The 18,360-nt window shown below is 49.2% G+C and carries 21 protein-coding genes; 17 read left to right on the forward strand and 4 right to left on the reverse strand.

Features of this window, described 5'->3' with window-relative positions; genetic code table 11:
- Nucleotides 1-34: 34 nt before the first annotated feature.
- The 3 genes from ACMGG1_RS07915 to ACMGG1_RS07925 all read left to right on the forward strand — a co-directional run bounded on the left by ACMGG1_RS07915 (nt 35) and on the right by ACMGG1_RS07925 (nt 1,678).
- Nucleotides 35-592, forward strand: a complete 558-nt coding sequence (locus tag ACMGG1_RS07915; RefSeq protein ID WP_032693557.1) for an OsmC family protein — start codon at nt 35-37, stop codon at nt 590-592.
- A gap of 158 nt (nt 593-750) precedes the next feature.
- Nucleotides 751-1,320 (forward strand): TetR/AcrR family transcriptional regulator, encoded by a 570-nt coding sequence (locus ACMGG1_RS07920; RefSeq protein WP_024359925.1) that lies wholly within the window; start codon nt 751-753, stop codon nt 1,318-1,320.
- A 16-nt stretch (nt 1,321-1,336) separates the two neighbouring features.
- A complete protein-coding gene (locus tag ACMGG1_RS07925; protein WP_032693558.1) occupies nt 1,337-1,678 on the forward strand; it encodes a carboxymuconolactone decarboxylase family protein in 342 nt (113 codons plus the stop codon).
- A 127-nt stretch (nt 1,679-1,805) separates the two neighbouring features.
- Here the strand turns inward: ACMGG1_RS07925 and ACMGG1_RS07930 are convergent, their stop codons facing one another.
- Nucleotides 1,806-2,708, reverse strand: a complete 903-nt coding sequence (locus ACMGG1_RS07930; protein ID WP_032693559.1) for a LysR substrate-binding domain-containing protein — start codon at nt 2,706-2,708, stop codon at nt 1,806-1,808.
- Nucleotides 2,709-2,849: 141 nt separating this feature from the next.
- Between ACMGG1_RS07930 and ACMGG1_RS07935 the strand changes: the two genes are divergently transcribed.
- A complete protein-coding gene (locus ACMGG1_RS07935; RefSeq protein WP_120150985.1) occupies nt 2,850-4,169 on the forward strand; it encodes a 6-phospho-beta-glucosidase in 1,320 nt (439 codons plus the stop codon).
- 121 nt (nt 4,170-4,290) lie between these two features.
- Here ACMGG1_RS07935 and ACMGG1_RS07940 read toward each other — a convergent pair whose 3' ends face one another.
- On the reverse strand, nt 4,291-4,620 hold the full coding sequence (locus ACMGG1_RS07940; RefSeq protein ID WP_015697014.1) for a thioredoxin family protein: 330 nt from the start codon (nt 4,618-4,620) through the stop codon (nt 4,291-4,293).
- A 288-nt stretch (nt 4,621-4,908) separates the two neighbouring features.
- Here ACMGG1_RS07940 and ACMGG1_RS07945 point away from each other — a divergent pair, with 288 nt between their 5' ends.
- Complete coding sequence (locus ACMGG1_RS07945; protein ID WP_046373123.1) at nt 4,909-5,754, forward strand: helix-turn-helix transcriptional regulator; 846 nt, start codon at nt 4,909-4,911, stop codon at nt 5,752-5,754.
- Here the strand turns inward: ACMGG1_RS07945 and ACMGG1_RS07950 are convergent.
- Nucleotides 5,738-6,301 carry a YbhB/YbcL family Raf kinase inhibitor-like protein gene (locus tag ACMGG1_RS07950; protein WP_032693561.1) on the reverse strand — a complete coding sequence of 188 codons (564 nt, stop codon included), beginning with the start codon at nt 6,299-6,301 and terminating at the stop codon, nt 5,738-5,740. The genes ACMGG1_RS07945 and ACMGG1_RS07950 overlap by 17 nt on opposite strands.
- Before the next feature lie 368 nt (nt 6,302-6,669).
- Between ACMGG1_RS07950 and ACMGG1_RS07955 the strand changes: the two genes are divergently transcribed.
- From ACMGG1_RS07955 to ACMGG1_RS07970, 4 genes are all read left to right on the forward strand, one after another.
- Nucleotides 6,670-7,776 carry an alkene reductase gene (locus tag ACMGG1_RS07955; protein ID WP_120150984.1) on the forward strand — a complete coding sequence of 369 codons (1,107 nt, stop codon included), beginning with the start codon at nt 6,670-6,672 and terminating at the stop codon, nt 7,774-7,776.
- Between the two features lie 81 nt (nt 7,777-7,857).
- Nucleotides 7,858-8,559 carry a DsbA family oxidoreductase gene (locus tag ACMGG1_RS07960; RefSeq protein ID WP_032693563.1) on the forward strand — a complete coding sequence of 234 codons (702 nt, stop codon included), beginning with the start codon at nt 7,858-7,860 and terminating at the stop codon, nt 8,557-8,559.
- A 62-nt stretch (nt 8,560-8,621) separates the two neighbouring features.
- Nucleotides 8,622-9,395, forward strand: coding sequence for an SDR family NAD(P)-dependent oxidoreductase (locus ACMGG1_RS07965; RefSeq protein WP_032693564.1), 774 nt, complete (start codon nt 8,622-8,624; stop codon nt 9,393-9,395).
- Between the two features lie 87 nt (nt 9,396-9,482).
- Nucleotides 9,483-10,235: an alpha/beta hydrolase family protein gene (locus tag ACMGG1_RS07970; protein ID WP_007374395.1), complete on the forward strand. Its 753-nt coding sequence runs from the start codon at nt 9,483-9,485 to the stop codon at nt 10,233-10,235.
- Nucleotides 10,236-10,479: 244 nt separating this feature from the next.
- Here ACMGG1_RS07970 and ACMGG1_RS07975 read toward each other — a convergent pair whose 3' ends face one another.
- Entirely contained in the window at nt 10,480-10,974 is a 495-nt protein-coding gene (locus tag ACMGG1_RS07975) for a thioredoxin family protein (RefSeq protein ID WP_120150983.1), read from the reverse strand.
- A 187-nt stretch (nt 10,975-11,161) separates the two neighbouring features.
- Between ACMGG1_RS07975 and ACMGG1_RS07980 the strand changes: the two genes are divergently transcribed.
- From ACMGG1_RS07980 to ACMGG1_RS08015, 8 genes are all read left to right on the forward strand, one after another.
- Complete coding sequence (locus ACMGG1_RS07980; protein WP_414161278.1) at nt 11,162-12,010, forward strand: DMT family transporter; 849 nt, start codon at nt 11,162-11,164, stop codon at nt 12,008-12,010.
- Between the two features lie 130 nt (nt 12,011-12,140).
- Nucleotides 12,141-13,364 (forward strand): MalY/PatB family protein, encoded by a 1,224-nt coding sequence (locus tag ACMGG1_RS07985; protein WP_015697022.1) that lies wholly within the window; start codon nt 12,141-12,143, stop codon nt 13,362-13,364.
- Nucleotides 13,365-13,425: 61 nt separating this feature from the next.
- The gene (dsbG, locus tag ACMGG1_RS07990; RefSeq protein WP_120150980.1) at nt 13,426-14,187 is read left to right on the forward strand and encodes a thiol:disulfide interchange protein DsbG; all 762 of its coding nucleotides are present in this window, start codon (nt 13,426-13,428) and stop codon (nt 14,185-14,187) included.
- 223 nt (nt 14,188-14,410) lie between these two features.
- A complete protein-coding gene (locus tag ACMGG1_RS07995; RefSeq protein WP_071825604.1) occupies nt 14,411-14,722 on the forward strand; it encodes a hypothetical protein in 312 nt (103 codons plus the stop codon).
- 198 nt (nt 14,723-14,920) lie between these two features.
- Nucleotides 14,921-15,889, forward strand: a complete 969-nt coding sequence (locus ACMGG1_RS08000) for a sugar-binding transcriptional regulator (RefSeq protein WP_015697025.1) — start codon at nt 14,921-14,923, stop codon at nt 15,887-15,889.
- Between the two features lie 418 nt (nt 15,890-16,307).
- Nucleotides 16,308-16,757, forward strand: coding sequence for a PTS galactitol transporter subunit IIA (gene gatA / locus ACMGG1_RS08005; RefSeq protein ID WP_047611334.1), 450 nt, complete (start codon nt 16,308-16,310; stop codon nt 16,755-16,757).
- Between the two features lie 18 nt (nt 16,758-16,775).
- Complete coding sequence (locus ACMGG1_RS08010; protein ID WP_024359913.1) at nt 16,776-17,069, forward strand: PTS sugar transporter subunit IIB; 294 nt, start codon at nt 16,776-16,778, stop codon at nt 17,067-17,069.
- Between the two features lie 24 nt (nt 17,070-17,093).
- Nucleotides 17,094-18,347, forward strand: a complete 1,254-nt coding sequence (locus tag ACMGG1_RS08015) for a PTS transporter subunit IIC (RefSeq protein WP_020439340.1) — start codon at nt 17,094-17,096, stop codon at nt 18,345-18,347.
- Nucleotides 18,348-18,360: the final 13 nt, after the last annotated feature.

Below are 18,360 nucleotides of genomic sequence, written 5' to 3' on the forward strand. Positions count from 1 at the left end.
ATCTTTGAGATCACTCGACACTTCAGGAGTTGTCATGACTAATTCAAAAAAACCTTTTGCTGACGCTAATGTTATTCGCGGTACACGAGAAGCTATTCGCCAGCAGCCAGAGCTGGGCAATCTCACCTTTAACATGAAGAGTAAATCCAACGGTGGGGTATCCGTCCGTGTGGAAACTCATGCGACTATCCAGAACGGCCAGGTTGATACCAGTCGCTCCGGAAAATTTGCTAATGTTGGCGATGAACCTGCTGATTTATCGGGTACTGATAGCGGTATGGGCCCAGCTGAGTACATTTTGCAGGCACTTGCCGGCTGTTATACCGCGACTCTGACTGTGATGGCGGCAGAAAAGGGCATTGAGCTTGATGGTATTGAACTTGACCTGAACTTCGACATTAATCTGAACGGTTTCCTGGGTCTTGACGAAAAAGTTCGCAACGGGGCGAAAGCGATCCGTGTTGGCGTTAAGCTCTCCAGTCCGACCGCCAGCCGTGAACAGCTTGAAGAAATGGTTCGTGCACTGCCAGAAAGCTCGCCGATCCACGATACGTTGGCGAACCCGGTCAGTATTGATACCCGGTTGGTGTAGGTAAACCTCAGAGAGGGAAATGCCTGATGGCTATTAACCCCGACCAAAACGCGTTATCAGAGAAGGTTAAATCGCTGTTGTGAACTGATGTCCCCTTGCAGGGAACAACAGGCGCAGATAATATCTACCAACTAGTAGATTATAATTGTGAGGATTATATGTCAGTCATGACACGAGAAAGGCTTCTGAATGAAGCGGACCATCTGATGCGCGAACGGGGTTACTCTGCATTCAGCTATGCTGATTTGTCAAAGAGCATTGGTATCACCAAGGCCAGTATTCATCACCACTTCCCAACAAAAGACGTTTTGGGCGAACAAGTGGTGATTCAGGCCCATACCGATACCAAAAACCGATTTGAACAGATTGAAGCGACGGAGAATACGGTTGCGCAGATGCTTACCGCCTATGTAGAGCTTTTCATCGAAAGCTATCGCACGTCGCGTATGCCGCTGTGCTGTGCTTTGTCTTCGGAAATGGCCAATCTGCCACCGAATATCAGAGTACAGGCGACCGAATATTTCGATATGCAGATTGCCTGGTTGACCAAGATTGTCAGCCGTGGTGTTGATGCAGGGGAGCTGACTGCTGACCTGCTGCCATCAAAAATGGCTCTGCTTATTTTGAATTTATGCGAGGGCGCTAGCGTTGTTTCCCGGGCGATTAATAAGCCTGAGCTTTTCAACGATACGCTTGAACAGATCCTAATGATTGTTAAAAGAAAATAATTCTGGAGATGACCCCATGTTAGATTGGAATGAATACCGCTCAGAAGTGATGCAACGTGTTGGTGATCTGGGTAAGTTGACCCCGGAAACACTAAAAGGCGTCATGGCTTTGGGCAACGCCGGCAATAAGACCAACCTCCTGGGCGCGAAAGTGCGTGAACTGATTGCACTGGCTTGTGCGGTGACGACTCGCTGTGATGGTTGCATCGCCGTCCATGCCGAAGCTGCCGTTAAAGCTGGCGCCACAGAAGAAGAAATTGCTGAAGCCCTGGGTGTGGCAATCAACCTGAATGCAGGCGCTGCCGTTGTCTATTCCGCACGTACGCTGGATGCGATTAAGCAACTGAAAGCGCAATAGTTATCGCGTTGAAAATATAAAAGGGCATTACTGCCCTTTTTTCAGCTCTGACATACATTTTCATCATGCTCTCTGGCATTAGGTCTGATATGGCTTACATTGCCCTTTATCAGAACGAAAACAGACTTTATTCCTCGTTAAACACATTTCTTACCCATTCGGCCAAAGCCTGAACGCCCGGTCGGTTAAGGTTTTCTCGTGGCATAATGAGGTCATATCCTCGCCCGGCGGGTATTTCTATTTCAAAAGGGGCAATCAGTCGGCCCTCATCGAGGTAATGTCGAATGAGTCGTTTTCTGCCCATGATGATACCGCCGCCATTGAGTGCCGCTTCAATAGACATCTGACAATTGTTGAAGCTCAAAAAATTATCTTCAACAGGCAGGTTTTTGCCAGACTCCCTGCACCATTCTCGCCATTCGGAAAAAACATTCTGGGAGTCAACGGATTCAGACGTATGAATGAATGGGACTTCAGCTAACCAATGGTTTGCTTGCCTGATTTTTTTTGCAAGAGATGGAATACAGACGGGAACCAGCGTCTCTTCAGATAACCGTTCGCAGTAGAGATCGGGGTATTTCAGATTACTGTAGTAGATAGCGACATCTACCCGTTCAAGATTAAAATCTACCAGACCGGCTCTCACTCTGAAATTGATATTCAGCCCCGGCCACCGTTCGGTAAATACCGGTAAGCGCGGCATCAGCCAGAGAAAAGCGAAGGTAGGTGGAAGGCCGACAGACAAGGTTCCTCTCAGCCCCTGCACGCGAATATCTTCTATTTCATCACTGATGCGTTTAAGTGAAAACGCGAGTACGCCAAGTAAACGCTCCCCTTCATCGGTCAACTGAAGCTTTCTGGTCATTCTGATAAATAGTCTGAATCCGAGCATGGATTCAAGAGAACGAATGCGTTGGCTAACGGCCCCTTGCGTCAGATTGAGGGTAGTCGCCGCCTTAGTAAAGCTCATATGCAGTGCTGCCGTTTCAAACGTATGCAATAGTGCCAGTATGTTCTGTTGAGCGAGCATTCATCATTTTCCTTCTTAATTTTTCTTATGCATTATTTACAGTAATGCATACCCCAGAATTGATCGTTTGTCCACTAAGCCCCTTGTCCTCTTTAATTGGCCCAACAGACGTCCTGACAACAACGATGAGGGGAATATCTAATGAAGGGTCTTAAGTTAGTGGTTATTGGAGCGGGTTCAAGCTACACACCTGAACTGATGGAAGGCATTATCAAGCGTCAAAATGAATTTCCGATCCGCGAGTTATGGCTGGTTGATATTGAGGATGGCCGTGAAAAAATGGCGATCATTGCTGGCCTCACCCGACGGATGCTGGAAAAAAATGGGCTGGATATACCGGTTTATGAAACCCTTGACCGCACAGAAGCACTGCTCGGTGCCGATTTTGTTTGTTCTCAGTTCAGGGCCGGCTGCCTGGAAGCACGGATCAGCGACGAAAGGATATCGCTGAAATACGACATGATCGGTCAGGAAACCAATGGGCTGGGTGGGTTTGCCAATGCATGCCGCACTATCCCGATTGCATTGGCTATAGCGAAAGAAATGGAACAACTGTGCCCGGATGCCTGGTTGCTGAACTTTACCAACCCGTCGGGAATGGTCACTGAAGCGATACTGAAATACAGCAAAGTCAAAACCGTAGGGCTGTGCAATGTGCCTGTTATCATGCAAAAAGGTATTGCCAGTGCTTTAGGTGTCAGTGACATCAATGAATTTATCATACAGGTCGCGGGACTTAATCACTTCATTTTTGCGCGCCATATTTTTCATGAAGGTAAGGATAAGCTGCCTCAGGTTATTGAGCTGATTTCAGAGGGGAATGATCCTTTGGTGCCTAAAAATATTCCTCCTTTCAAATGGCCGGATCGGTTGTTGGCGAATATGGGAATGATACCTTGCCCCTACCTGCGTTATTACTACATGAGCGACGACATGTACCGTCAGGAGCTTGGCGAAGCACAAGGGGAAGGGACTCGTGGTGAGATCGTAAAGGAGCTCGAAAGAGAACTATTCGAAATTTATCGAAACCCGGAACTCGCCGAGAAACCGAAAGCGCTGGAAGGTCGGGGAGGGCAGTACTATTCGGATGCGGCATGTGAATTGATGAGCGCAATATATAACGACAAACGCATCATCATGCATGTCAATACGCGAAACGATGGTGCGATTGCGGGCCTGCCGGATGACTGTGCGGTTGAGGTCAGTTCAATGATCACCCGTTCAGGACCGATACCACTGAATGTCGAACCTTTCCCGGAAGATGTACTTCGTCTGATTCAATTGATGAAAAGCTTTGAGCAATTAACCATTGAGGCGGCCATCAGTGGCAATCGGTATACGGCATGGCGCGCTCTGGTTATTAATCCCCTGGTCAAAAGCGGCCAACTGCTTGAAAATGCATTGGATGAAGTGATCGAACATAACAAAGCGTTGATGCCGGCCTTCCAACGCAATAAATAACGCTAAGCAGACTGGTCGGTTATTTTATAACAAAGCGGTTATCACTCTGAACGAGGGGTAACCGCTTGCCGATGAGGCATCAGACCGCTAAGAGACTTTTTTAAACATAGATAAAAGGGCATTACTGCCCTTTTTTCAGCTCTGACAATGCTTGCTGATAAAACCCTGCCGATTTAACACCCGGTATACGCTGGACCAACTGCCCATCCTTGAACATCAGTACGGACGGCAGGCCCCAAATTTCATATTTGGTGGTCAGCACCGGTGCCAGATCCACATTCACTTTGCCGACTTTGACGTCGCTTTCAATCTGCTCGGCAAAATGGTTAAAAATGTCTTCACTCATCTGGCAAGGTGGGCACCAGGGGGCAGAGAAGCGCACCACAGCAACTCCTTCATGCCTCTCGATTTCTCTAAAATTATCTTCATTGTAAAGGGTTAATTCACGCATCATTCACTCCTGCAGGATGTAACTTTGCAGTGATACTACCTACCAGTTGGTAGGTTTAATTAACATAAAAAGCTATCATCGATATAAAGGTGCTTAAGCGAAGACAATGCCATGTTTTATCATTGGCTAAGCGTCATCTTATGTGGACGGCGTGCTGAGGATTATGATATTTCACTCCATCTGAATAAGAACACTGACGTATTGTAAAATCGGGATTACTTTATAAAAAAGCAAGCCCATCCATAAAGTGTCGGCCTACAGGGCAGGCCTATTCCTTTTCGTAAGGCGATGATGGAAAGAACATTATCCAGTCGTATTAATGTGGGGAGTACAGCGCATGTACTGCATACGCAGCCCCTGATGATGCGCCATATCACTATAGATGAACCCACAATCATCCTGGTCCGCCATGGCAGGAAAATAATCCGCTGGGCGCAAGAGGAGATAACGCTGGAAGCGGGGGACGCGGTGGTCATCGGGGAGGGGCACTCTTTTGATATCATCAATACACCATCACCTTTAACGGGTACGTACGAAGCATCATGGCTGAGTTTTTGTGCCGATTTCGTCCAAAACTACTGCTTCATGCATGCCCCACGTATGAGCATGCACGAAGCAAATAAAATGGCGGAGCCAGGCAACAGTTTTCGCCGGGCCTTTTATCACACCGCGGAGGCCATTACAGATACTGAAAACATACCTGAAAGTATCGTGGCCAGGCGTATGGAAGAGATGCTGAGTTGGCTGGATGAATACCGCATTTTCTTCGCGCTGAAACAACATACCGGACTGGCGATAAAAATCCGCAAACTCGTTGCAGCAGACATATCACAAGACTGGAATACTGCGCAGGTAGCGGCTGAATTGGGTATGTCGGCCACCACCCTGAGACGCCATCTGCATGCCGAAAATACGTCATTTACCCATCTGGTGACTGACATTCGCATGTGCCGCGCCCTGACACTTTTGCAGGTGACCGATCTTTCAGTCACCCGCATATCCCTGGAAGTCGGCTATGAAAATCCGTCTAAGTTCGCCGCCAGATTTCGAACTCGCTTCGGATTCAGCCCCAGCCTGGTCCGGGTTTCCGGCCAGGCTATCGGCAACCTGGCTGCGGTTAGCGGCCCTGCGTAATCTGAAGATGCGCTTCGCCCAGTGAGTTCGCTTTTGCCATAAAGCCGACCAGGGCGGGCGTCGAGTCCGCCGTTATTCCCGGAAGTTTGTCGACACGAAGTGCCGTCAGCGTGATCTCATAACGGTGCGTTTCACCCTTCGGCGGGCAAGGGCCGCCATAACCCGGGATACCGAAATCAGTCCGGGTCTGAAGAGCCCCTTGCGGGAGATTTTTGTTATCCGCCGTTATCCCAGCCGGTAACGAGTGAAGAGATGAGGGAATATTCACCACCTGCCAGTGGATCCAACCGAGGCCTGTCGGCGCATCCCTATCATAAATTTTGAGAGCGAAGCTTTGAGTTCCTGCCGGCGCGCCACTCCAGTTAAAAGAGGGGGCAAGGTTTCCACCGCTGCACCCAAATCCATAAGGTGAACTCAGGGTCTGAGCTGCGGGGAAACGGTTTTTTTCAAGCTCATGACTTGTCAGCGTAAAACTGGCTGAAAAAGCGACCTGGCTCGACAACGCCAAGCATAATGTACTGATAACAGTAAGGTGAAGTTTGGACATTTACTCTTCTCCATCGGGGTGATTAATATCCCAATGATAAGGGGAGAGAAAGACTCCTCGCCGCCCTGAACCGGCCAGTCTTAGCTCCATAACGCCCAATAATGATATTTGTAATTCCCTGATTTCACAGGATGACGACCATCTCACCGACGGGAGCTCACCTTACACAGCATTCCCTGTGCCTGTATCCGGTGACAAAAGGACAGCATGATTTGTTCTTTTATCTATTGACCAATCAACTAGTAGGTAGGTATAGTGCAGCCATACGCTTAACCGGCATCAGGAAGCGATCGTCAGCTCCCCGGCCCGCTAAGTATTAACTCCGGCCCCAGCGGGGCTTTTCTCTCTTTCGCCTTGCGAGGTATACGATGAGTAAGTTGTTCACCCCCTACAATCTGTCAGGCATGCAGTTAAAAAACCGCGTGGTCATGGCCCCGATGACCCGCACCCGCACAATGAACGACGTGCCGGATGACGTCGTTGCACTTTACTACGCCCAGCGCGCCTCTGCGGGGCTGCTTATCACCGAAGGCATGCCTGTTTCTGAAGAAGGGCGCGGCTATCTGTATACCCCGGGGATCTACAACGCTGCACACGTTCAGGGCTGGCGCAAAGTGACCGATGCGGTACATGCGAAGGGCGGTCGTATTTTTGCTCAGTTGTGGCATGTGGGGCGGATGTCTCATACCTCTATTCAGCCGGGCAACATCGCGCCAGTTTCCGCCGGTACCGTACAAGCGGTTAACACCACCGTCTTTGCACTGACCGATTCTGGCGAACCGGGGCCTGTCGTTCCAAGCCAGCCGCGTGCGCTGGAAACCGCAGAAGTTCGACGCGTTACCGCTGACTTTGTCCATTCAGCGCGTCTGGCAATGGAGGCCGGGTTTGACGGCGTGGAAATCATGGCGGCGAACGGCTTCATTTTCGACCAGTTCCTCAGCAGTGAACTGAACCCTCGCACTGATGAATACGGTGGCTCTGTGGAAAACCGTCAGCGGTTCCTGCTGGAAACGGTTGATGCCATCTCTGCGGCTATTGGTAGCAATAAGGTGGGCTTGCGCATTTCACCGTTCGGGCGGATTTACGACCTGGCGCCTTATGAAGGTGAAGAAGAGATTTGGGCCAGTATCGCTGCGGCCCTCGGCCAACGTGAGCTGGCTTATGTGCACCTCTATTATCAACCTGTTTATACCCAGGCACCGGTACCTGCCGGTTTCAAAGCCGCGTTCCGTAAAACTCTGGGGGGCACCGTTATTGCCGCCGGCGGCTTCACCCGCGAGATTGCCGAAACCGCACTTGAGGCAGACGAACTGGATCTTGTTGCGTTTGGCGTGCCGTACATCGCCAACCCTGATTTGGTCGAAAGAATGCAGAACGGCTGGCCGCTGGCTGAAAGCGATCGCACGACGTATTACGGCGTGACGGGGTCGCCGGAAAAAGGCTACACCGATTATCCCACCTGGGAAGCCAACTAACGCCACGAAGCCGGTGGTATTTGCGGTGCTCACATAAAGAGGCACCGCCAGACGACATTAATGGGGTATTCAGGAGCCAATATGCAAACCCTTAAGCCGATTATTACGATAGATATCTGGTCAGATCTGGTCTGCCCCTGGTGTTGGATTGCCAAAAAGCGTTTCGAACAGGGCCTTGCCGCCTTTGAACACAAGGAACAGGTCGTGGTCCGCCACCACAGTTTCCGTATTTCCGGCGACCGGCCTGCCGTGCCGTTCCGCAAAGCCCTTTACAAGAAGTTTGGCGGGGAACATGGGGCGGAACTGATGATGAATCAGGTGGGCACGGCCGGGAAGGCAGAAGGGCTCCAGTATAACTTTGACACCATGCTCTTTGGCGATACCGAAGATGCCCATACGCTGCTCGCGGCTGCACGTCACGCCAATATGGGCGACGCCATGGCAGAACGGTTTTATCGGGCCAGTGTGACTGAGGGGCGTTCCATTTTCGATCCGCAGGAGCTCATTGCGTTAGCTACAGAAGTGGGCATGTCCAGAGCCGACGCTGAAAGTGCCCTTGCCAATGAGGCCTTCCGTGCATCGGTGGCTGAAGATGAAGCCCATGCCCGGTCGATCGGGGTCAGCGGTGTCCCGCTGTTCCTGCTCAATGAAAAATATGCCATCAGCGGCGCGCAATCTGCGGACAACTTCCTGAACGCGTTGAAGCAAGTCTGGGAAGAAAAAGCGGCTGAATTGGCAAAAACCGACGGCCAGACCTGCGGCGCTGACGGTTGCAGCATCTGAAACCTGAACGAGCCGGCTGCATGACTGCCGGCAAATCTACCCTGCAAATAACGGAGTTCAAAATGAGCGATTACTTTAAAGGCAAAAAAATGCTTGTCGTGGGTGGCACCAGCGGCATGGGTCTGGAAACGGCGCGTATGGTGCTGAAAGCCGGTGGCAGCGTGGTACTGACGGGCAATAAAAAAGACAAGGCAGAAGCGGTTCAGAAAGAGCTGAGCCCACTGGGTTCCGTGTCCGTGATTGCGGCAAACCTGATGACCGAAGAGGGCATGAACGCCATTCGTCAGGAGATTAATGCTAATCATCGCGATATTAGCCTGATGGTCAATGCGGCCGGGATCTTCATGCCGAAAGGCTTTACCGAGCATTTGGAAGCCGATTACGACATGTACCTGATGTTGAACCGGGCAACCTTCTTCATCACGCAGGACGTGGTGAAGAACATGCTGGCCGACGGCCGTGAAGGGGCGATTGTGAACGTGGGCTCCATTGGCGCGCAAGCCGCACTCGGCGACTCACCGGCTTCCGCGTACTCCATGGCCAAAGCCGGTCTCCACGCCTTGACACGCAACCTGGCCATTGAGCTGGCCAGTGCGGGTATCCGCGTGAACGCGGTCTCGCCAGGGATCGTGCATACCCCGATTTATGAAGGCTTCATGGCGAAAGAAGACATTGCCGGCGCAATGCAATCGCTGAACGCTTTCCATCCGCTGGGGCGTGTCGGCACGCCGGAAGATGTGGCCAATACCATCTTCTTCCTGTTGTCCGACAAAGCCTCTTGGGTGACTGGCGCAATCTGGGATGTCGATGCCGGTATCATGGCCGTTCGCAGATAAGCTCGTCGTAACCTCGCAAAGCCGCCCCATGATGGGGCGGCTGATAGGCATCTTGCTTGTAATTCAACCATTCTTAAAGTTAACATAATGAAAAAATTGAAATTTACCTTCAAAAATGCAGAAGGTGAGGAACTTGCCGGGTTGCTTGAATTGCCAGAAAATCCAAAAGCCTTTGCCCTGTTGGCGCACTGCTTTACCTGCGGGAAGGATCTGAAAGGTGCTGCACGCATTGCCAGGAAACTGACAGAAAATTCAATTGCGGTGCTTCGCTTTGATTTCACCGGGTTAGGCAACAGCGAAGGCGATTTTTCCAATACCAATTTTTCCTCGAATATTTCTGACCTGCTGTGCGCGGTCGATTATCTTCGTCGGGAATACGAGGCTCCTTCGCTGCTGATCGGTCACAGCCTTGGCGGTTCGGCAATCCTCTCTATTGCAGCCAAAGTGCCTGAAGCCAGAGCGGTCGTAACCATAGGTTCGCCAGGCGAATTGACGCATGTACAGCGGTTGTTCAAAGACAATATCGAAGATATCAGGAACCATGGCGCTTTCCCGGTAGAGCTTGCAGGCCGGGTATTCACGCTCAAAAAGCAAATGCTGGATAACATTCAGGAGCATAAAATAGCGGAGAAGGTATTTACCATGAATAAGCCGCTGCTGATTTTTCATGCTCCCAATGATGATACCGTGCTGATTGAACAGGCAGAGAAAATTTTTAAAGCCGCCAGACACCCCAAAAGCTTTATCTCACTGGGTGAAGCAGATCATCTTCTGACGCATCCTCAGGATGCGGAATATGTTGCCGGGATTATCGTTGCCTGGAGTTCTGCTTACATTTAGAGGGCGTGTAAAGCTTCGCGAAGCTGCTGGTGCTGTCGTTGGCCACTGAATAAACGGGTGTAGCATTTTGATTGCACATACAAAACTGCGTAGCATGCTTTCTTTACGCGAAAAAAGCCCTGCTTAGATGCAGGGCTAAGGGCATTGTTGCTATGGTTTATTTTTATTATTTCCCTGGCATTGCTCAACTTCCAGGTTTATTACCTTCAAGTTGAGATTCAATTAATTTAACTTTAACGCTCTCTTATTTTCCTGGAAAAATTGAAGTCACTTCGCGGGCGGTATCGACCAGAAGCTCACCGATTTTGTACCTCTCGCTCACTTCTCCATTGTTGCCGGTAGCATTTTCAGGTCGTTCAATAAACTGCCCCAGCGGAGTCGCGTTCTCATCCAGTACCACGGCAAACGGAATTTTGACTTTATCGACACCAAAGTGTGCCTTAAAGACGGCTTCAGCCTTGTCGCGGGTGATAATACCCAGACGTATTGCCGGCGCTGACGCGGCAATGGCATGGATTACAGGCAAGTTTTTATGGCAGTCGGGGCACCACATTTCAGCAGCTACCAGAATGCTGTACGAACCCGGAAGTTGCGAGAGCTTACTGATGACATCGTCAGGTAATGCCTCGTTGGCAAGCCCCTCAAAATGCCGTAATGCATTGCGGTCTTCTTCTGCTCCGCTGCCAACAAATTCGTTATAATCTGATGCTGCTTCGAGCAGTACGTTGAAATCTTGCATATGTTCTCCTTTATTAGTAACAGGTCTACGGCTTCACATAAATCTGGCAATGATAAAGGCCAATGCTCCAGGCATGACCTGAAAAGGCGTACCATTTTAGTGTCTGGCTGCCATAAGTAGACATTGCCATCCTACCTACTAATTGATAGATTATCACGTAATTTGTTAATTTTGAGGCGTCACGCTGATGGGGCGGTCTGTTGGATTCAAGATAGTGATAGCAATGATGGCATTCGCAGCCAATTCTGTGCTCTGTCGGATTGCGTTGAAAGGCGAACATATTGACCCGGTGACGTTCAGTGACCTTCGCCTGATGAGCGGGGCGGTGGTCTTGTTACCACTGTTGTTGAGACGTGAGGGGAAAAAGCAGGGCGTCTGGAGCTTGAAAAGCGGGTTCTTTCTTATGGCCTACGCCCTGTGTTTCTCCCTTGCCTATATCCATTTGGATACAGGAACAGGTGCTTTGCTCTTGTTTGGCGTTGTGCAACTGGCGATGGTGGCTCATGGCCTTTTCCATGGGGAAAGGCTGTCTTTTTCCAGAGCAACGGGGCTTGGGCTGGCTGTAGCCGGCATGGCTGCTCTTCTCTTACCTGGTGCCAAAATGCCCCCCTTGGGCAGCGCTGTTCTGATGGCGCTTTCAGGCCTTGCCTGGGCGGCTTATACCCTTTGCGGAAAGCGCTCTCCCAATGCAGCGCAGGCCACTGCGGCAAATTTCATCCTTGCTGTACCTTTTGCCCTGGTGTTGTCGCCGTTCATTAGCCAGGGAGCGCACTTCGACGGTATCGGAATTCTCCTGGCAGTGCTCTCTGGTGCGGGTGCTTCTGCAGGAACCTATGTGCTGTGGTATTCACTTTTACCTCGTCTTGAGTCTGTTGCAGCCAGTACGGTTCAGTTGAGTGTGCCCTGTCTGGCGATGCTGGGAGGCGTAACATTTTTGGGCGAGTCATTGAGCCTCAGAATGGCATTTTCAACGCTGGCAGTCCTTGCGGGCATTCTGTTGGTGATCAAGGCACCGGGTCAGAAAATACGGCAGTGATATCAACGTGCCAGTCATGACTTGATCACTCTACAAATGGTTTTTTAGGTTTTAAAGCAATGGAATATCTAATCGTTAGCATAATCAGTGACGCTGTGACCTCTTTGGATAAACTAATCGGGTAACCTCTATGAAATACGATTTTGATGAAGCAGTGGACAGGGCAGGGACAGACAGCTTAACCATCGACGGCTGGCGTGAATATATGTTTGGTGCCCATGAAGGCCCCGCGCCGGAAGTACCGGCCAATGGTTTTATAAACCTCTGGGTAGCAGACATGGCTTTTTCCACCCCCGAGCCGGTGCTTGAAGCCATACGTTCCCGGTTAGATAAAAAAATTCTTGGCTACACCCGCATTTATGACAGGGATTACTATGAGATTTTTGGGGCCTGGTGTGAAAGGAATTACGGATACCGGTTTCAGGAAGAAAGCATTGTTTTCTCCCCGGGTATTATCCCTGCGCTTAACCGATTGGTGCCGTTACTGACCCACGAAGAAGACAGCATCCTCATCCTGACCCCTTCTTACGCACCGTTTAAAAAAGCCGGAGACTATAGCGGTCGTCGCGTCGTCGATTGCCCGCTTAGAAATAACGAAGGCCACTGGGCGGTAGATTTTGAGGCAATGGAACAAGCCCTGAGCGATGACCAGCAGCGAATTAAAGCCTTCTTTCTCTGTAACCCGCATAATCCCACCGGGCGAGTTTGGCGACGTGATGAGTTGCAGAAAATGATAGCGTTATGCCTTAAACATGATGTGTGGGTTATTTCTGATGAAATCCACTGTGATTTATCCCGCTCGGGCGTCACGCATATTCCCGCCGCGTCAATTTTTCCTGAAAATCATAAAATTATCACCTGCATGTCGACCAGCAAAACGTTCAACCTGGCGGGTAACCTGCTGGCAAACATCATGATCCCTGATGCCTCAGTGAGAGCCGAATGGCTTCGCCTGCATGATGATTTTATCTCTCCGCTGAGCCTGGTGGCTAACAAGGCCGCCTGGTCCGAGTGCGATGAGTGGTTGACTCAGGTCAGGCACTACATTGACGAGAACTTCCGTTTTCTGCAGGACTACCTGGGGACATATCATCCGCTGGCCCGTTTTATCATTCCTGAAGGGACTTATCTTGCCTGGATTGATATCTCTCGTCTGGTAGATGTCAGTAATCAGGAAGAGGTAACCCTCTTTTTCGCCAGACATGCGGGTGTATTGCTTGAAGGGGGGCAAATGTTTGTCAGTAACGGCGACGGGCACATCCGCCTTAATCTGGCTTGTCCACGCGCTATGCTTGCTGAGGGGCTCAACCGCATAAGCAAGGCATTGAGTGCCAGTTCTGGCGATGCTACCTGAATTTTGAAAGCAGCAGTACCTACAACGGTTCGTAACAGGGCCGTATTATATGGAGATAAGAATGAACAAATACATCCTCGCGTTATCTGCTGCACTTATCGGCTCGCAGGTTCAGGCAGCAACGCCCGCAGCGCTTCCCGCACCGATCAAGCAGTTGGAAAAACAAGGTATAGAAATAATCAAACCCTTCACGGCTCCCGGCGGGGTCCAGGGCTGGTTGGGAAAATATCAGGGAACGGGGGTGACAATTTATCTGACCCCCGATAAAAAACATGCCATATCAGGTTATATGTACGATGAGAATGGAAGTAACCTCAGCGAACAGGTCATAAAAGAGGAGATTTACATCCCTGCTGGCCGCGAGATGTGGAAAACACTGTCCAAAGCTGCCGGTATCACGGAAGGCAGTAATAATGCAAATTGTCAGATTGTCGTGTTTGCCGATCCTTTCTGTCCTTACTGTACAAAATTCAGACAGGACGTGCAGCCCTATATTAAGGACAATAAAATCGCTATGAAAACGCAGTTAGTGGGTGTCATGCAGCCCGACAGTGGCCGTTACGCGGCTGCGATATTGTCTTCTGAAAACCCCGCGAAGGTCTGGCAGGATTTCGAGTTGTCGGGTGGCAAAAACAAGCCTGCACTTTTGGAGAAAACGCCGCAGCCGATTTTCTCGCAGATCCAATACAACCAGAAATTGATGGAGGATGTGGGGGCAAGCGGTACGCCAGCAATTTATTATCTTAACCACGCCAACATGCTTCAACAGATCGTCGGTCTGCCGGACCAGCAACAGATGGCCAATCTTATAGCGTGTAAATAGTTTCTTAGTCACTGGCTACGAAATGGGTAAATTCACACATGGATGTGGGGATTTTATGAGTACACCCCTTAAAATCCTATTTTTATCTTGTGTTTATGTGGCTATCAGATCTTTTCGCTATGTGTTTTGTACTGCTTTAGAATGGCGCAGCGCAAAGTGAACGGATTGAAATGTAAATCAGCTACCCTAACTAACGAAACCCGATGCAACCTGGAGAAAAGACATGAACAGAGCTCAATTGTTTTCTTATCTTTTTTTAACGGGATTTTCCGTTATAGCGTTTGCCTGTCAGGGAGGTGAAGGCGGGAAAGGCGGAACTGGAGGAAAAGGGGGATCCGTGGTAATCGGTAATCAAAACGGTGGGGCTGGTCTTAATGGAAAAAACGGAAAATCTGGGATGAATGGTTGTCCCGGTGGAACTCAGGCCGCACCCGATGGGCATTTTTATCTGCGAGGAACACATGAGCAATGTAACCCGTTTCACGCCAAAAAACAGAAATCACAGGCCACAGCGTCACTGATTGAGAGCACATAATGTAAAGCCTTGCCACCGTCTAAAAAACGCTGGTCTCTTCACCCATTATCATCAGATGTGTCAGCTATCACACCGCCAAAAGATAAGACTCATTTGCTCATGTCAAAAGAGCAGGTAAAAGTGTACTCTTATGAGTAAATTGCAGGGGTAACAGTTTAACTCAGCTGATATTGTCTTTGGATGAAGATGGAATGCTCTATGCCTAAACGTATAAAAAACAGCCGCTGGTCAGGTTACGATCCCCGCTATATCTATTCTCTCGTCGTCCGACGTTACTTTGTTGAGATGAAGACCAAAACTGAGATTGCTGAAGAACTCGAGATTTCGAGATTTAAAGCGGCGCGTCTTATCGATGAGGCAATAAAGGAAGAGTATGTGAAGTTTCTCTTTCCAAAGCAGCAACTGCTTGACGAAGAGATCGCACTTAATCTCTGCGGAAAGTATGGTCTGCAGAAGGCAATCGTGCTTTCCGTGTCAGAATCCTGGTCCAATCAGGAAGAACTGAATGAGAAGCTGGGGGGTATCACTGCAAGTTATCTCAACAATAATCTCGCTGAGGGAATGAAGGTTGGTATTGCCTGGGGACGCGTTTTATCCAGCACAGTGAGTCAACTCACCAGCTTGCCGGCATTAGATGTTGTGCAGCTATCTGGCGTTCATCCGGGCATTGAATTTAGCCAGGGCCCGATCGACCTTATCCACAGACTGTCGACTATCTCTCAGGGCAAGGCACATCCTATGTATGTGCCGATGTGGGTGGATGATGAAAGCCTGGCCCAAAAACTGGCCAGTGATCCGGCTGTGGTGGATACCCAACAATATTATTCTCAGCTGGATGTTGTCATCACCGGTATTGGCGCCTGGAAAACGGGCTCATCCAGTTTGTGTGATATTTTTCCCGAGTCGTGGCAAAAAAATCTGTTTGAGAAAGATATCGCTGCGGATGTCTGCATTACTCTCGTTAACAGTAAAGGCGAGATCCTTGATAGCCCGATGAGCCGTCTTGGGTTTGGTATTTCAACCGAACAATTGCGTAACACGAAAACCGTGATTGGTGTGGCGGGGGGAGAACAGAAGTATGAAGGCATCGTCGCTTCCCTGAAGTCAGGCCTTTTAGATGTGTTAATCACTGACTTCGATACTGCGGTGAAGCTTGTCAATTCCTGATTGAAATAGATCCCGGAACATCAGCAACAGGGGCGTAGCCCGCGCCCTTGATCACCTTCCTCTCAGGCATGCATTAGGCACTGCTATCAGTCATTCTGTAAACCCTCATGACTTAGATCAGAGCATGGCCAAATCCTCTGACATAGGTCAGTTCGCATATATAAACCTTCAAAAAATCTATTATCCGTCTGATTTATAATAAAAATTTTACTTCCCCTCTCCGGTTGACTTGATTGATCTAAAAGATGAATTACTCGATATTGCTCATATGAGCAATTATTTGCGTGCACTTATGCATTTATTTTGTGATCAGCTTACAACTTTTGCATGTTTTCTGTTTGCGCGCAAAATTGGCATGCTATAACTGCTCATGTGATCGATAGTGTTTGCTCCAATGAGCAAAAAGCGAGGTGAAAAGGTGAGTACAGTCGCTATTAATGTTGCAGATGGTGCAGCATTCAAAAATTACGATGAGGTGCTGCAGCACATCCATGAAAAGCTGTATTCAGAAGGGATAGTGAAAAAGACCTATTTGGCAGCACTGCGCGAACGCGAAGCCATGTATCCAACCGGTATTTTGCTTGATGGTTATTCTGTGGCGATCCCACATTGCGACAGCAACCAAGCCAACAGCCCGTCGATTTATATTATTCGCTTACCTGAACCGGTTCAGGTTGATCAGGCTGATGGCGACGATAAATTGTGGGTCAAACTCATTATCAATTTGGTCGTTACCGATCCGGCTAATCAGTTGCAACTGCTGAAGGCCCTTTTTAGTAATCTTCAAATGGAAGACTTTTATCAAAATTTACTTGAGCTTCCTTCCGAGAAAGCGCAGGCACTTTTTATTTCCACCGTCATGCAATAAGAGTTCAGGAGCATAATGATGATTAATATCCTCGTAGCCTGCGGGAGCGGTGTCGCAACGTCAACTATCGCTGCTGATGAAGTGAAATCCGTGTGTACAGAATATGGCATTACTCAGTTCAAAATAAATAAATGCAGCATGTCAGAACTTCCTTCTGAATTACAGAATGCTGATGTGATTTTAACCACGAATAACTACAAAGGTGATATCGGAAAACCGCATATGAGTGTGGCCGGGTTTATCACCGGGATTAATGAAGCTGTGTTACGAAAAAAACTAGGGGATTTATTAACAGAGCTGGCTAAAAACTAATAAGAAAACACAGGGGATGACAAGATGGACATGTTAAAAAACATAATGCTAACGATAACAAGCATGGGGGCAACGGCAATCCTACCACTTGTCATCTTCATTTTGGGTTTGGTTTTCCGCATGAAAGTCGGTGCTGCCATTAAGTCTGGCATCACCGTGGGTATCGGTTTCATTGGTTTAGGTTTGGTTGTTAATCTGTTGAGTACATCCCTGCAGCCGGCAATTGCCTACTATTCAAAACTGGGAAGCGGATTCACTGTGGCTGATATCGGATGGCCTGCGGTGGGAGCGGCCGCATGGGTGGCACCCTTTGCCGCTTTAGTTGTTCCAGTGGGTATTATTCTTAATTTGCTACTTGTTCGGCTTAAATTAACCAAAACGCTGAACGTTGATATCTGGAATTATATGCACTTCCTGGTTCCCGGCGCGCTGGCCTATTTCGTGTTTGACAGCTTCTTTATCGGTTTTGGCGTGGCAGTCGCACTTAGCGTTATCGCTCTGTTTATTGGCGATTTAATTGCTCCCCGTTGGCAGAAATATTATGGCCTGGAAGGGACGACCTGTACCACCATGATCCATATAGGCTGGACATTACCTTTTGCACTGCTGGTCAATAAAATTATCGACCTGATCCCCGGCCTGAACAAGCTCGACGTTGATTTGGAGAGCGTACAGAAACGTCTGGGTGTTTTTGGTGAACCCGCTATCATCGGTGTCATTGTAGGTTGTCTGCTTGGACTGCTGACTAAACAGCCTGTGACCACTATTGTCCCGATGGCAATGGGGGTGGCTGCGGTAATGGTGCTCCTGCCTAAAGTGGTGGGTGTCCTGATGGAAGGACTGTCTCCAATTGGGAAAAGTGCCAAAGAGATTATGCAAAAGCAGATGGGTAAAGACGCCGAACTGAACATCGGTATGGACTGTGCACTGGCACTGGGCGACCCAGCGACCATCACCGTCACCGTTATCACCATTCCGTTGACCATGCTTTGCGCACTGATTTTACCGGGGATCATGATTTTCCCAATCGGCGTTCTGATGTCAATCATCTATATGACAACCATGACCGTAATGGCCAGCAACGGAAACGTCATCCGCTCAATTATTTCAACCTTACTGTTCAGTATTGTCGTGATGTATTTAGGAGGGTATGTGGCTCCGGGTGCAACCCAATTCCTGCATGGCGCAGGCGTCGGCTTGCAGGGGCAGGGTACGGACTTTGTACTGACTGGCCCGTGGGAAGTATTGACGTATTGGTTGAGCACTGTATTCCATTGATTTTAAAAATGAG

The organism is Serratia sp. BNK-12, from assembly GCF_047456085.1.
GTDB classification, from domain to species: domain Bacteria; phylum Pseudomonadota; class Gammaproteobacteria; order Enterobacterales; family Enterobacteriaceae; genus Serratia; species Serratia liquefaciens.

Coding starts and splice junctions, on each gene's coding strand:
- ACMGG1_RS07915 (WP_032693557.1), top strand. CDS start 35: ATGACTAATTCAAAAAAACCTTTTGCTGACGCTAATGTTATTCGCGGT.
- ACMGG1_RS07920 (WP_024359925.1), top strand. CDS start 751: ATGTCAGTCATGACACGAGAAAGGCTTCTGAATGAAGCGGACCATCTG.
- ACMGG1_RS07925 (WP_032693558.1), top strand. CDS start 1,337: ATGTTAGATTGGAATGAATACCGCTCAGAAGTGATGCAACGTGTTGGT.
- ACMGG1_RS07930 (WP_032693559.1), bottom strand. CDS start 2,708: ATGCTCGCTCAACAGAACATACTGGCACTATTGCATACGTTTGAAACG.
- ACMGG1_RS07935 (WP_120150985.1), top strand. CDS start 2,850: ATGAAGGGTCTTAAGTTAGTGGTTATTGGAGCGGGTTCAAGCTACACA.
- ACMGG1_RS07940 (WP_015697014.1), bottom strand. CDS start 4,620: ATGCGTGAATTAACCCTTTACAATGAAGATAATTTTAGAGAAATCGAG.
- ACMGG1_RS07945 (WP_046373123.1), top strand. CDS start 4,909: ATGATGGAAAGAACATTATCCAGTCGTATTAATGTGGGGAGTACAGCG.
- ACMGG1_RS07950 (WP_032693561.1), bottom strand. CDS start 6,301: ATGTCCAAACTTCACCTTACTGTTATCAGTACATTATGCTTGGCGTTG.
- ACMGG1_RS07955 (WP_120150984.1), top strand. CDS start 6,670: ATGAGTAAGTTGTTCACCCCCTACAATCTGTCAGGCATGCAGTTAAAA.
- ACMGG1_RS07960 (WP_032693563.1), top strand. CDS start 7,858: ATGCAAACCCTTAAGCCGATTATTACGATAGATATCTGGTCAGATCTG.
- ACMGG1_RS07965 (WP_032693564.1), top strand. CDS start 8,622: ATGAGCGATTACTTTAAAGGCAAAAAAATGCTTGTCGTGGGTGGCACC.
- ACMGG1_RS07970 (WP_007374395.1), top strand. CDS start 9,483: ATGAAAAAATTGAAATTTACCTTCAAAAATGCAGAAGGTGAGGAACTT.
- ACMGG1_RS07975 (WP_120150983.1), bottom strand. CDS start 10,974: ATGCAAGATTTCAACGTACTGCTCGAAGCAGCATCAGATTATAACGAA.
- ACMGG1_RS07980 (WP_414161278.1), top strand. CDS start 11,162: ATGGGGCGGTCTGTTGGATTCAAGATAGTGATAGCAATGATGGCATTC.
- ACMGG1_RS07985 (WP_015697022.1), top strand. CDS start 12,141: ATGAAATACGATTTTGATGAAGCAGTGGACAGGGCAGGGACAGACAGC.
- dsbG (WP_120150980.1), top strand. CDS start 13,426: ATGAACAAATACATCCTCGCGTTATCTGCTGCACTTATCGGCTCGCAG.
- ACMGG1_RS07995 (WP_071825604.1), top strand. CDS start 14,411: ATGAACAGAGCTCAATTGTTTTCTTATCTTTTTTTAACGGGATTTTCC.
- ACMGG1_RS08000 (WP_015697025.1), top strand. CDS start 14,921: ATGCCTAAACGTATAAAAAACAGCCGCTGGTCAGGTTACGATCCCCGC.
- ACMGG1_RS08010 (WP_024359913.1), top strand. CDS start 16,776: ATGATTAATATCCTCGTAGCCTGCGGGAGCGGTGTCGCAACGTCAACT.
- ACMGG1_RS08015 (WP_020439340.1), top strand. CDS start 17,094: ATGGACATGTTAAAAAACATAATGCTAACGATAACAAGCATGGGGGCA.